The organism is Kutzneria buriramensis, from assembly GCF_003387475.1.
In the GTDB taxonomy this organism is placed as follows: domain Bacteria; phylum Actinomycetota; class Actinomycetes; order Mycobacteriales; family Pseudonocardiaceae; genus Kutzneria; species Kutzneria buriramensis.
In genome coordinates, this window is the sequence record NZ_QUNO01000021.1 from 74,569 (window position 1) to 87,139 (window position 12,571).

13 protein-coding genes are annotated in these 12,571 nt (G+C 70.3%); 9 read left to right on the forward strand and 4 right to left on the reverse strand.

Features of this window, described 5'->3' with window-relative positions; all coding sequences use genetic code 11:
- Window positions 1–4: 4 nt before the first annotated feature.
- The 4 genes from murJ to mptB all read right to left on the reverse strand — a co-directional run bounded on the left by murJ (window position 5) and on the right by mptB (window position 5,088).
- On the reverse strand, window positions 5–1,627 hold the full coding sequence (murJ, locus tag BCF44_RS44860) for a murein biosynthesis integral membrane protein MurJ (protein ID WP_281283229.1): 1,623 nt from the start codon (window positions 1,625–1,627) through the stop codon (window positions 5–7).
- 37 nt (window positions 1,628–1,664) lie between these two features.
- On the reverse strand, window positions 1,665–2,381 hold the full coding sequence (locus BCF44_RS44865) for an ABC transporter permease (RefSeq protein ID WP_116180651.1): 717 nt from the start codon (window positions 2,379–2,381) through the stop codon (window positions 1,665–1,667).
- A gap of 71 nt (window positions 2,382–2,452) precedes the next feature.
- Window positions 2,453–3,391 (reverse strand): ABC transporter ATP-binding protein, encoded by a 939-nt coding sequence (locus BCF44_RS44870; protein WP_246016185.1) that lies wholly within the window; start codon window positions 3,389–3,391, stop codon window positions 2,453–2,455.
- A gap of 44 nt (window positions 3,392–3,435) precedes the next feature.
- Window positions 3,436–5,088 carry a polyprenol phosphomannose-dependent alpha 1,6 mannosyltransferase MptB gene (gene mptB / locus BCF44_RS44875; RefSeq protein ID WP_246016186.1) on the reverse strand — a complete coding sequence of 551 codons (1,653 nt, stop codon included), beginning with the start codon at window positions 5,086–5,088 and terminating at the stop codon, window positions 3,436–3,438.
- A gap of 229 nt (window positions 5,089–5,317) precedes the next feature.
- Between mptB and BCF44_RS44880 the strand changes: the two genes are divergently transcribed.
- The 9 genes from BCF44_RS44880 to BCF44_RS44920 are packed head-to-tail and all read left to right on the forward strand — an operon-like array spanning window position 5,318 to window position 12,556.
- Entirely contained in the window at window positions 5,318–6,058 is a 741-nt protein-coding gene (locus tag BCF44_RS44880; protein WP_116180653.1) for a helix-turn-helix transcriptional regulator, read from the forward strand.
- A complete protein-coding gene (sufB, locus tag BCF44_RS44885; RefSeq protein ID WP_116180654.1) occupies window positions 6,055–7,512 on the forward strand; it encodes a Fe-S cluster assembly protein SufB in 1,458 nt (485 codons plus the stop codon). Before BCF44_RS44880 ends, sufB begins: the two co-directional genes overlap by 4 nt.
- Before the next feature lies 1 nt (window position 7,513).
- Complete coding sequence (gene sufD, locus BCF44_RS44890; protein ID WP_116180655.1) at window positions 7,514–8,710, forward strand: Fe-S cluster assembly protein SufD; 1,197 nt, start codon at window positions 7,514–7,516, stop codon at window positions 8,708–8,710.
- Window positions 8,711–8,712: 2 nt separating this feature from the next.
- The gene (locus tag BCF44_RS44895; protein ID WP_116180656.1) at window positions 8,713–9,027 is read left to right on the forward strand and encodes a non-heme iron oxygenase ferredoxin subunit; all 315 of its coding nucleotides are present in this window, start codon (window positions 8,713–8,715) and stop codon (window positions 9,025–9,027) included.
- Between the two features lie 40 nt (window positions 9,028–9,067).
- Window positions 9,068–9,841, forward strand: coding sequence for a Fe-S cluster assembly ATPase SufC (gene sufC / locus BCF44_RS44900; RefSeq protein ID WP_116180657.1), 774 nt, complete (start codon window positions 9,068–9,070; stop codon window positions 9,839–9,841).
- A gap of 48 nt (window positions 9,842–9,889) precedes the next feature.
- Window positions 9,890–11,173 carry a cysteine desulfurase gene (locus BCF44_RS44905; RefSeq protein WP_116180658.1) on the forward strand — a complete coding sequence of 428 codons (1,284 nt, stop codon included), beginning with the start codon at window positions 9,890–9,892 and terminating at the stop codon, window positions 11,171–11,173.
- The gene (sufU, locus tag BCF44_RS44910) at window positions 11,173–11,631 is read left to right on the forward strand and encodes a Fe-S cluster assembly sulfur transfer protein SufU (protein ID WP_116180659.1); all 459 of its coding nucleotides are present in this window, start codon (window positions 11,173–11,175) and stop codon (window positions 11,629–11,631) included. The genes BCF44_RS44905 and sufU overlap by 1 nt, the downstream gene beginning before the upstream one ends.
- Window positions 11,628–12,176 (forward strand): Uma2 family endonuclease, encoded by a 549-nt coding sequence (locus BCF44_RS44915; protein ID WP_170218094.1) that lies wholly within the window; start codon window positions 11,628–11,630, stop codon window positions 12,174–12,176. The genes sufU and BCF44_RS44915 overlap by 4 nt, the downstream gene beginning before the upstream one ends.
- On the forward strand, window positions 12,173–12,556 hold the full coding sequence (locus tag BCF44_RS44920) for a metal-sulfur cluster assembly factor (protein ID WP_116180661.1): 384 nt from the start codon (window positions 12,173–12,175) through the stop codon (window positions 12,554–12,556). Before BCF44_RS44915 ends, BCF44_RS44920 begins: the two co-directional genes overlap by 4 nt.
- Window positions 12,557–12,571 lie beyond the last annotated feature (15 nt).

The following is a 12,571-nucleotide window of genomic DNA, read 5'->3' on the forward strand; positions in this document are numbered from 1 at the left end:
TGCATCACCGCCGGACGAAAGAGGCGATCTTGTCCAGGGCGGGGCGGAGTTCGTGCACCCGTAGCAGCGCCATCATGCCGAACGCCGCGAGCAGGCCCAGGACGCCACCCCCGACAAGGGAAAGCCACGCGCCGGCGGCCCCGTGCACGCCGCCCGGCACGAACTTCCGGACACCCAGCTCGATCACCAGCGCCACGGCCGCGCCCCACACCGCCGCGACCCCGACCTTGACGTAGGTGCGCACCACCCGCCGGCTGCCCAGCCGACCGAATCGCTTACGCAGCAACAATTCCCCGACCAGCATGCCGAGGCTGAAGCTGATCGCGTCGGAGAACGTCAGGCCGAACACGACCTGCGACGGCGGCAGGATCGACGCCGCCAGCAGGCAGACCGGCACCTTCAGGGCGATCATCACCGCGTTGATCACGGTCGGCGTGCGGGCGTCCTTCATCGCGTAGAAGACCCGCATCTGCAACATGGTCAGCGCGTACGGCAGCAGCCCGAACGAGGAGGCGGTGATCGCCAGCCCGAGCCGCGTGGCGTCCGAGCCGCCCTTGCCGAACACGGTGATGCCCACGGCCAGCGCCGGCCCCAGCACGGTCATCAGGGCGCTGATCGGGGCCAGCATCACCGCCGACATCCGGCTGCCCAGCGAGAGGTCGTCCAGCAGCGCCGGGATGTTCTTGGTGGCGGCGGCCTTGCTCATCCGCGGCATGATCGCCGTCAGCAGCGACACGCCCAGCACGCCGTACGGCATCTGCACCAGCAGCCACGAGTACGTGTACACGGAGATGCTGCCGGTGGCGGCGTTGGTGCCGACGCGGGTGATGGTGATGTAGCCGACCTGGCTGACCACCACGTACGCGACGACCCACAGCGCCAGCCCGCCGAATTCGGACAGCCGCTTGTCCCAGCCCCACTTCCAGCGCGGCCGGTAGCCGGTGCGCAGCAGTGGCGGCAGCAACACGACCGCCTGGATGACGATGCCGAGCGTGGTGCCGAGGCCGAGCAGCAGCAGCTTGAAGTCGGTGATGCGGACCGGGTCGGTGGAGATGTCGCCCGGCAGCACGAAGTACGCGCCGATGGTGATCAGCAGCGTCACGTTGTTCAACACCGGCGCCCACGCCGGCGGCGAGAAGATGTTGCGGGTGTTGAGGATCGCGCCCACCATCGCGAACATGCCGTAGAACAGGATCTCCGGCAGCAGCAGGTAGGCGAACGCGGTCACCAGCGCGGGGTTGGAGTTGCCGCTGGCGTCGTCCACGAACAGCTTGGTCAGCAGCGGCGCGGCGGCGACCGCGAGCGCGGTCATGCCGATCAGCATGGTGAAGCTGACGGTGAGCAGCCGGTGCGTGTACTCCTCGCCGCCGTCGGGGTCCTCGTGCCGGGCCCGCACCAGCAGCGGCACCACCACGCTGGTCAGGACGCCGCCGAGCAGCAGCTCGTAGATGATGTTGGGCACGGTGTTGGCCACCGTGTACGAGTCGTTGATCGCCTTGGCGCTGAAGCCGACCACGGCGGCCAGCAGCAGCTTCGAGACGAAGCCCGTGATGCGGCTGACCAGGGTCGCCACGGCCATGGAGCCGCTGGCTCTGGCCAGGGACGGTTCTTCTTCGCGTTGTTCCACAGTCGTCGTGCTCAAGTCGGGGAGGGGCCCTCTCGGGTCAGGTCAGCCGGGTGGTCCTGGTGGCGATGCCGCCCGCGGCGGCCGCCCAGATGATCAATACCAGCACCGGTTGCCAGCCCGGCGCGCCGCCCCGGGTCAGCACGGTGTTCAAGGCGTCGGCGAGCGCCCCGGACGGCAGCAGTTCGACGACCGCGCCCAGGCCGCCCGGCAGCGAACTCGGCGGCAGCGCGATGCCGCCGGCCAGCAGCAGCACGAACCACACGATGTTGGCCACCGCCAACACGATCTCCGCGCGCAGCGCCCCGCCGAGCAGCACGCCCAGCGCGCCGAACGCGATCGTGCCCAGCAGCACCAGCACGACCGCCCAGGCGACGCCGCTCAGTTCCGGCGCCCAGCCCAGCAGCGCGGCGACGACGCCCAGCACGATCACCTGGATCGCGACGATCGTCAGCGCCGCCAGCACCCGGCCGGCGCCGAGCAGCCAGCGCGGGATCGCCGTGGCCGCAAGGCGTTTGAGCACGCCGTAGCGGCGGTCGAAGCCCAGCGCGATGGCCTGCCCGGTGAACGCCGAGGACATCACCGCCAGCGCCAGGATCCGCGGCGTCACGGCGTTCACGCGCGGCTCCGACAGCGGCACGATCTTCAGCAGCGTCAGGCCGATCAGCAGCGCCAGCGGGATCAGCAGGGTCAGCAGCACCTGTTCGCCGTTGCGCAGCGCCAGAGCCGCCTCGGTGCGGGCCTGCGCCAACAGCATCCGGCCGAGTTTTCCTCGACCGGGGGCGGGGGTGAATGTGCCGGGTGGGAAGGCCCGGGGAATTGACTCAGTCACGAGCGCAGCTCCCGTCCGGTCAGCTCCAGGAAGACGTCCTCGAGGCTGCGGCGGGCCACCCGGAGCTCCTCGGCCAGCACGCCCTGCTGCGCGCACCAGGACGTGACCGTGGAGACGACCTGCGGGTCGATGCAGCCGGCGACCAGGTAGGAGCCGGGGCCGACCTCGTCGACCTTGCAGTTCTCCGGCAGCGCGTCCACGAGCAGCTTGGTGTCCAGGCCCGGCCGGGCGCGGAAGCGCAGCTGCTGCTCGGCGGAGCCGCTGCTGGTCAGCTCGCGCGGGGTGCCGCTGGCCACCACGCGGCCGTGGTCGACGATCACCACCTGGTCGGCCAGCGTCTCCGCCTCGTCCATCAGGTGCGTGGTCAGCAGCACGCCGACGCCGTCGGACCGCAGCGCCTGCACCAGGTCCCAGACCAGGCGGCGGGCCTGCGGGTCCAGGCCGGCCGTCGGCTCGTCCAGGAACACCAGCTCCGGCCGGCCGACGAGCGCGCAGGCCAGCGACAGCCGCTGCTGCTGGCCGCCCGAGAGCCGCTTGTACGGGGTGCGGCGCGCGGCGCTGAGGCCCAGCACGTCCAGCAGCCAGGCCGGATCGAGCGGGTTCGCGGCGCAGGCGGCCACCAGCCGCAGCATCTCCTCGGTCCGCACGCCGGGGTACGCGCCGCCGCCCTGGGGCATCACGCCGATCCGCGCGCGCAGCGCCGCGCCGTCACGAATCGGGTCCAGGCCGAGCACGCGGACCGTACCGCCGTCGGGACGCAGGAAGCCCTCGCAGAGCTCGACGGTGCTGGTCTTGCCGGCGCCGTTCGGGCCCAGCAGGGCGAGCACGCTGCCGCGGTCCATCCTCAGGTCCAGGCCGTTCACCGCGACGGTGGACCCGTAGCGCTTCACCAGGCCCGACACCTCGACAGCCGGGGTGGTCGGGTGTGCGGTCACGACTGTCGAGCCTAGGGGGTGGCCCGAGCGCAGGCTCGTGGGGCTCATCCGCAGGGCTCCACGGTGGCGGGGGTCACGGTCAGTTCACCTCGGGGTTCACGTTCGGGGAGTTTGCCGCGCACCAGCAACAACAGCAGGCCGACCAGGATCAGCGCGGCCGCGGCGGCGGTCGGGATGAGGAACGCCCGGCCGTCGAATGTCGACCCGGTCGGCGGGGTGACCAGGGCGATCAGCGCGCTGAACACCGTCACCCACAGCCGGAACCGCTTGCTGGCCTTGGCCGTGGCCAGCGGGATGATCGCCCACAGCGGGTACCAGGGCTGAACGACCGGGCCCAGCACGACGAACCAGACCAGGAACAGGCCCAGCCCGGCCATCGCCGACAGCCGGCCGCGGTAGGCCTGCCACAGCAGGATCACGCCCGAGCAGGCGAAGCCCACCCAGCCGATGGCCCGGGCCGCGCCGACGGTGGCGTCGACGTGGTTGCCGAGCTGGAACAGGATGCCCAGGGCGACGCCGCCGAGCGCGACCAGCGTCACGGGGGACAGCCAGCTGATGATGATCGTGCCGCCGTTGAGCGTGCCCAGCCAGCCCCAGCCCAGGCCGCTGATGACCGTGATCAACGTCATCACGGCGACGCCGACCGCCGCCATCGCGCCGGCCGCCTTGAGCAGCTGCGGCAGGCCGCCGCCCCGGCGCCGGGCGATCATCACGCCGACGAAGCCCAGCGCCACCAGCGCCAGCACCTTGACGCCGCCGCCCATCGTGATCAGCGTCGCGCCGGCGAGAATGCCGACCAGCTCGCGGCGTGACCACGGCGGTATCTCGTCGCCCGGGCTGACGCGGGGCAGGTGCTTGATCGCGACGTGGAAGCCGGCCAGCATCAGGCCGATCGCCAGCGCCTCGTTGTGCACACCGACGACCAGGTGGAACAGCACCAGCGGGTTGGCCGCGCCCAGCCAGATCGCCGCCACCGGCGGGATCTGGAACCGGCGTGCCAGCCGGGGGATCGCCCACACGATCAGGCCCAGGCCGATCAGCGCCAGCACCCGCTCCAGCAGGATGCCGACCACGATGTTGTCGCCGGCGATGCCGGTGATCGCGCGGCCGACCGTGAGGAACAGCGGGCCGTACGGGGAGGGCGTGTCCCGCCAGATCGTCGGCACGTTGCGGGCCAGGAAGTTGTCCGGCCCCAGCGCCTGCGCCGCGCCCACCGTGTACGGGTCCAGGCCGCGCTGCACCACCGCGCTCTGCGCGAGGTAGCTGTAGACGTCCTGGCTGAACATCGGCGGCACCAGGATCAGCGGGATCGTCCACATCACCAGCGTGCGGTCCATCTGCGCGCGCGACAGCATGCGCGGGCGGCCCGGCCACACCAGCCGGCCCAGCCACAGCCAGGCCAGCACGATCATCAGCATTCCGGAGAAGGCGCTGGCCATCGCCACCGTCGGGATGCGGGAGAAGATGCCCAGCACCGGCGTGTCCAGTAGCGGGTTGATCGTGGGCGAGGCGCCCGCGCCGAGGCCGCCGCAGGCCAGCAGCAGCGAGCCGATCGTGCCGAACCGCCGGATCACCTGGAGCTGGCGGCGCTCCGCCCGGTCCAGCCGCAGCGGCGCGTCCTCGACCGGCACCAGTCCGGGCGGCGAGGTCTCACCGACCGACCCGGTCACCAGCTCGCGAAGTTTGGCCGCCAACACCCAGGCAGCGTATCCACCCGCGCGTGAGCCCCACCTCAACACCCGTCACCCGGCTGGCGCCCCTTTTTTTCACATGCGCTTCCCATGTGGCGTCAGGCGCCAAGTAGGAAGCGCATGTGGCAGAAGAGCGGGCCGCCGTCACCCGCTCGGGTGTGAGGCGAGTCACTCAGCGTGGTGTCAAAGCCCCCCTGGCTTTGCTGTACCGATCGAAATAGGCAACACTTGTGTTGTGAAAAACGTCGGGAGCGATCAGACGCAGGGTGCGGCGCCGCCGCAGCCGGCGGACGGCCGCACCCGGCAGGCGGTGGCGAGGCTGCTGCTCGAACGGGGACCGGTCACCGCGGCCGACGTCGCCGACGAGCTGGGACTGAGCCACGTCGCCGTGCGCAGGCACCTGGACGCCCTGCTGGCCGACGGTGAAGCGGCCACCAGGGACGCGCCGCTGCGTGGGCGCAGGGGGCGCGGCCGCCCGGCCAAGCTCTTCCTGCTGACCGAGACGGGCCGGTCCCGCTTCGGGCACGCCTACGACGACCTGGCGGTCGCGGCGCTGCGCTTCCTCGCCGAGAACGGCGGGGAGCAGGCGGTCCGGGCCTTCGCCGAGCGCAGGGTCGAAGCCATGATCGAACGGCACCGCGACGCGGTGACGGAGCCGAACCAGCCGGCGGAGCGGGCCAAGGCCCTCGCCACCGCGCTGACCCGCGAGGGTTACGCTTCGTCGTCACGGCACGTCGGCGCCGGGGAGCAGCTGTGCCAGCACCACTGCCCGGTGGCGCACGTCGCGGCCGAGTTCCCGCAGCTGTGCGAGGCCGAGACGGCGGCGTTCGCCGACATGCTCGGTGTCCACGTGCAGCGGCTGGCGACCATCGCCCGCGGTGACGCAGCGTGCACCACCCACGTGCCGGTGCTCCCGACCCAAGGTAAGACCCCGAACACGACACCACCCACCCCGGACGGAGGGGAACTCGCATGACTGCCGCTGCCGAGCAGCGCACGCCCACCACGGCCCAGACCACGCCGCTCACCCAGGAAGAAACCCTGGAGACCCTGGGCAAGTACGAGTACGGCTGGGCCGACGCGGATGTCGCTGGCGCCAGCGCTCGCCGCGGGCTGAACGAGGACGTCGTCCGGGACATCTCGGCCAAGAAGAGCGAGCCCGAGTGGATGCTCGAGCACCGCCTCAAGGGCCTGCGGCTCTTCGAGCGCAAGCCCATGCCGAACTGGGGCTCGGACCTCTCCGGCATCGACTTCGACTCGATCAAGTACTTCGTGCGCTCCACGGAGAAGCAGGCCGCCACCTGGGAGGACCTGCCCGAGGACATCAAGAACACCTACGACAAGCTGGGCATCCCGGAGGCGGAGAAGCAGCGCCTGGTCGCCGGTGTGGCCGCCCAGTACGAGTCCGAGGTGGTCTACCACAAGATCAACGAGGAGCTGGAGCGCCAGGGCGTCATCTTCCTGGACACCGACACCGGCCTCAAGGAGCACCCGGAGCTCTTCCAGGAGTACTTCGGCTCGGTGATCCCGTCCGGCGACAACAAGTTCTCCGCGCTGAACTCGGCGGTCTGGTCCGGCGGCTCGTTCATCTACGTGCCCAAGGGCGTGCACGTGGAGATCCCGCTGCAGGCCTACTTCCGGATCAACACCGAGAACATGGGCCAGTTCGAGCGGACGCTGATCATCGTCGACGAGGGCGCGTACGTGCACTACGTCGAGGGCTGCACCGCCCCGATCTACTCCTCCGACTCGCTGCACTCCGCGGTCGTGGAGATCATCGTCAAGAAGGGCGGCCGCTGCCGCTACACGACCATCCAGAACTGGTCGAACAACGTCTACAACCTGGTCACCAAGCGCGCCAAGGCCGAAGAGGGCGCGACCATGGAGTGGATCGACGGCAACATCGGCTCCAAGGTGACGATGAAGTACCCGTCGGTGTTCCTGATGGGCGAGCACGCCAAGGGCGAGGTGCTCTCCATCGCGTTCGCCGGCGAGGGCCAGCACCAGGACGCCGGCGCGAAGATGGTGCACCTGGCGCCGCACACCTCCTCGACCATCGTGTCGAAGTCGGTGGCCCGCGGCGGCGGCCGCACCTCCTACCGCGGCCTGGTCCGGGTGAACAAGGGCGCGCACCACTCCGCCTCCACGGTGAAGTGCGACGCGCTGCTGGTGGACCAGATCAGCCGGTCGGACACCTACCCGTACGTGGACGTCCGCGAGGACGACGTGTCCATGGGCCACGAGGCCACCGTCTCCAAGGTCAGCGCGGACCAGCTGTTCTACCTGATGTCCCGCGGCCTCACCGAGGACGAGGCGATGGCCATGGTGGTGCGCGGCTTCGTCGAGCCGATCGCCCGCGAGCTGCCCATGGAGTACGCGCTCGAGCTGAACCGCCTGATCGAACTGCAGATGGAAGGGGCCGTCGGCTGACATGGCCAACCCAACGACCGAGCAGCACGGGTTGACCGAGCACTCGCACGGTGACGTCTCCAAGGGGGAGCCAGTTGTCCCCCAGAGTTCGCGCGGTGACCGCTTCACCTCCTACGACGTCGACGCCTTCGAGGTGCCCGGCGGCCGCGAGGAGGACTGGCGGTTCACGCCGCTCAAGCGGCTGAACGGCCTGCACAACGGCACGGCGGCGGCCGGCGGTTCGGCCTCCGTGGACGTCAAGGAGTCGCCGGAGGTGCGCGTCGAGCGCGTCGCCCGCGACGACAAGCGCATCGGCGAGGGCGGCGTGCCGGCGGACCGCGTGTCCGCGCAGGCGTGGTCGGCCTTCACCGAGGCCACCGTCGTCACCTTCCCCAAGGAGACGAGGACGACCAGCCCGACGATCGTGACCGTCACCGGTCCCGGCGAGGGCAACGCGGCCTACGGGCACGTGCAGCTGCGCGCCGAGGCCTTCGCCGAGGCCGTGGTGGTCGTCGACTACCGTGGCTCCGGCACGTACGCCGACAACCTGGAGATCGTCGCCCTCGACGGCTCGAAGCTGACCGTGGTCGTCGTGCACGACTGGGCCGACGACGCCGTGCACGTGGGCGCGCACCTGGCCAAGCTGGGCCGGGACGCGACGCTCAAGCACACCGTCGTCACCATCGGCGGCAGCCTGGTGCGGGTCAGCCCGACCGTCACCTACGGCGACAAGGGCGGCGACGCCGAGCTGACCGGCCTGTACTTCGCCGACGCCGACCAGCACCTGGAGCACCGCACCTTCGTCGACCACGCGGTGTCCAACTGCCGCAGCAACGTCGTCTACAAGGGCGCGTTGCAGGGCGAGGGCGCGCACACGGTGTGGATCGGCGACGTGCTGATCCGCGCGGCGGCCGAGGGCACGAACACCTACGAGCTGAACCGGAACCTGGTGCTCACCGACGGGGCGCGTGCCGACTCGGTGCCGAACCTGGAGATCGAGACCGGCGAGATCGAGGGCGCCGGGCACGCCAGCGCCACCGGCCGGTTCGACGACGAGCAGCTGTTCTACCTCCAGGCCCGGGGCATCCCGGTGGACCAGGCGCGGCGGCTGGTCGTGCGCGGCTTCTTCCACGAGGTGCTCCAGAAGATCGACGTGCCCGAGGTGCGGGAGCGCCTGGAGGCCGCGATCGAGGCCGAGCTCCAGGCCGTGGGGGCGTGACGATGCTTCGGGCGTGTTCGCTGGCCGAACTGGAGGACGGCAAGCCGTTCCCGGTGGAGTTGGCGGACACGCCGATCGTCCTGGTGCGCCGCGGCGACGAGGTGCACGCGCTGCGTGACGAGTGCACGCACGCCGAGCTCGCCCTGGCCGAGGGCGAGCTCACCCGCAGGGGCCTGGAGTGCTGGCTGCACGGGTCGTGCTTCGACCTGCGCACCGGCGCGCCGTCCTCGCCGCCCGCCACCGAGCCGGTGGCCGTGTACGCGGTGACCGTGGCCGGCGACGACGTGCTCGTCGACCCGGACCACCGAACAAACTGACTTTCTGTTTCTAACCGCCACACAGGAGAACGAAGAACCGATGGCCACCCTGGAGATCAAGGACCTGCACGTCTCGGTCGTCACCGACGACGCCCCCAAGGAGATCCTCAAGGGCGTGGACCTGACGATCAAGGCCGGCGAGACGCACGCCATCATGGGCCCCAACGGCTCCGGCAAGTCCACGCTGTCGTACGCGATCGCGGGCCACCCCAAGTACGAGGTCACCTCGGGCGAGATCCTGCTCGACGGGGAGGACGTGCTGGGGATGGCCGTCGACGAGCGCGCCCGCGCCGGCATCTTCCTGGCCATGCAGTACCCGGTCGAGGTGCCCGGCGTGTCCATGTCGAACTTCCTGCGCACCGCCGCCACCGCCGTCCGCGGCGAGGCGCCGCAGGTGCGGCACTGGGTCAAGGAAGTCAAGAACGCCATGTCGGAGCTGGAGATCGACCCGTCGTTCGCCGAGCGCAGCGTGAACGAGGGCTTCTCCGGCGGCGAGAAGAAGCGGCACGAGATCCTCCAGCTGGCGCTGCTCAACCCGAAGATCGCCATCCTCGACGAGACCGACTCCGGCCTCGACGTGGACGCGCTGCGGGTGGTCTCCGAGGGCGTGAACCGCTTCCGGGCCAACGGCGAGTCCGGCGTCATGCTGATCACGCACTACACCCGCATCCTCAAGCACATCACCCCCGACTTCGTGCACGTCTTCGCCGGCGGCCGGATCGTCGAGTCCGGCGGCGCCGAGCTGGCCGCGCGCCTGGAGGACGAGGGTTACGTGAAGTACACCGGCAAGCAGGAAGCCGCGCAGGTCTCCTGACGTTGCACCTGTTGTGATGTGTCCGTTGAACGCGAGGAGGCGCCGGCAGTGACCACCACCGCTGCACCATTGGACGTCGCCGCACTCAAGGCCGACTTCCCGATCCTGGCCCGCACGGTGCGCGAGGGCAAACGGCTGGTCTACCTGGACTCCGGCGCCACGTCGCAACGCCCCCGGCAGGTGCTCGACTTCGAGCGCCAGTACGTGGAGACGGCCAACGCGGCCGTGCATCGCGGCGCGCACCAGCTGGCCGAGGAGGCCACGGACCTCTACGAGGACGCCCGCGAGAAGATCGCGAACTTCGTTGGGGCCGGCGTGGACGAGATCGTGTTCACCAAGAACGCCACCGAATCCATCAACCTGGTCGCCTACGCCTTCGGCAACGCGGCGTTCTCCGACGACCCGGCGGCCAGGCGCTTCGTGCTCGGCCCCGGCGACGAGATCGTCGTGACGGAGATGGAGCACCACGCCAACCTGTTGCCGTGGCAGCAGCTGGCGCAGCGCACCGGGGCCACGCTGAAGTGGTTCTCCGTCACCGAGGAAGGCCGGCTCGATCTGTCCGAACTGGACGATGTGATCACGCCGCGGACCAAGGTCGTCGCCTTCACCCACCAGTCCAACGTGCTCGGCACCGTCAACCCGGTGTCGGTGCTGGTGGCCAAGGCCCAGTCGGTCGGTGCGCTGACCGTGCTGGACGCCTGCCAGTCGGTGCCGCACGGGCCGGTCGACTTCCGGGCGCTGGGCGTGGACTTCGCCGCCTTCTCCGGGCACAAGATGCTCGGTCCGTCGGGCATCGGCGTGCTCTACGGGCGGTTCGAGCTGCTCAACGCGATGCCGCCGTTCATCACCGGCGGCTCGATGATCGAGCAGGTGTTCATGGACCGTTCGACCTTCGCGCCGCCGCCGCAGCGGTTCGAGGCCGGCGTGCCCAACACGTCGCAGGCCATCGGCCTCGGCGCGGCCGTGGACTACCTGCGGCTGCTGGGCATGGACCGGGTCGCCGCCCACGAGCACGAGCTCACCGGCGCCGCCCTGGCCGGGCTCCAGGAGATCCCGGGCGTGCGGATCGTCGGCCCGACCGAGAACGTGGACCGTGGCTCCGCCGTGTCGTTCGTCGTCGAGGGTGTGCACGCCCACGACGCCGGGCAGGTCCTCGACAGCCTCGGCATCGAGGTCCGGGTGGGCCACCACTGCGCGTGGCCGCTGCACCGCAAGCTCGACGCCGCCGCCACCGTGCGCGCCACCTTCTACGTGTACAACGACCTCGCCGACGTGCAGGCCCTGCTCGACGGCGTGCGGGAGACGCAGCGGTTCTTCGGGGTGAACGCCTGATGCAGCTTCAGCAGATGTACCAGGAGATCATCCTGGATCACTACAAGAACCCGCATCATCGCGGCCTGCGCGACCCGTACGAGGCCGAGGTGCACCACGTCAACCCCACCTGCGGGGACGAGGTGACCGTGCGGGTGCACCTGGAGGGCGAGGGCGCCGACGCCAAGGTCGTCGACGTGTCCTACGACGGCCAGGGCTGCTCCATCAGCCAGGCCTCCACCTCCGTGCTCACCGACCTGGTGATCGGCCGCACGGTCGGGGACGCCTTCGGCACGCTGGACGTGTTCGTGGAGCTGATGCAGGGCCGCGGCAAGATCGAGCCGGACGAGGACGTGCTGGAGGACGCCGTCGCGTTCGCCGGCGTCGCCAAGTACCCGGCGCGGGTCAAGTGCGCCCTGCTCGGCTGGATGGCGTTCAAGGACGCGGTCGCCCGCGTCGTCGACGGAGACGGTGCGTGACGACTCGGCTGTGGACCCTCGGGGAGTGGACCGCACTCCCCGAGGACACCAGCTGCCGTTTCGAGCTCGAAGACGGCGTGATGCTCGTCGGACCGAACCCGGGACCCCGGCACCAGTTCGTGGCCACGAAGCTCGCGCTTGCGCTGCAGGAGCAATTGCCCGAGCCCTGGGAGGTGCTGCCGGCGGTCGAGGTGATCACTCGGCCCGCCTTCCCGGCCTGCGTTCGCGTGCCCGACATCGTCGTCGTCGACGGCAATGCGATCGACTGGAACGCCGAGCAGCTGGCCGCCGCCGACGTGCTCGTCGCGATAGAGATCATGGAACCTGGCACGCGGGAGGCCGACACCGGTCGCAAGCGGCTGGAATACGCTGAGGCGGGGATCCGTCACTACTGGATGGTGGTTCCCACGCCGCCGGTCTCGCTGACGGTGGGATCGTCGTCGGCGACCGGCAGGGTCGTCCTCGACCTGCCGTTCCCGATCGAGCTCGACCTGACCGAACTGACATCCCGCCGCAGGCGGACCGAGAGGATGATGAACCGGTGACCGAGGACGTGGCCCGGACCGCCGAGGCGCTGCCCGAGGCGCCGGTGAAGGCCGACCGGCCGTCGCTGGAGGACATCGAGGAGGCCATGCGCGACGTGGTCGACCCCGAGCTGGGCATCAACGTGGTGGACCTGGGCCTGGTCTACGACATCCACCTGGACGACGACAACGTGGCCACCCTGGACATGACGCTGACCTCGGCGGCGTGCCCGCTGACCGACGTGATCGAGGACCAGACCCGGTCGGCGCTGACCGCCGGCCCGGGCGGCGGCGTGGTCAGCGACTTCCGCATCAACTGGGTGTGGATGCCGCCGTGGGGGCCGGAGAAGATCACAGACGACGGCCGTGACCAGTTGCGCGCCCTGGGCTTCACCGTCTGAGAGTTGTGAAACGGT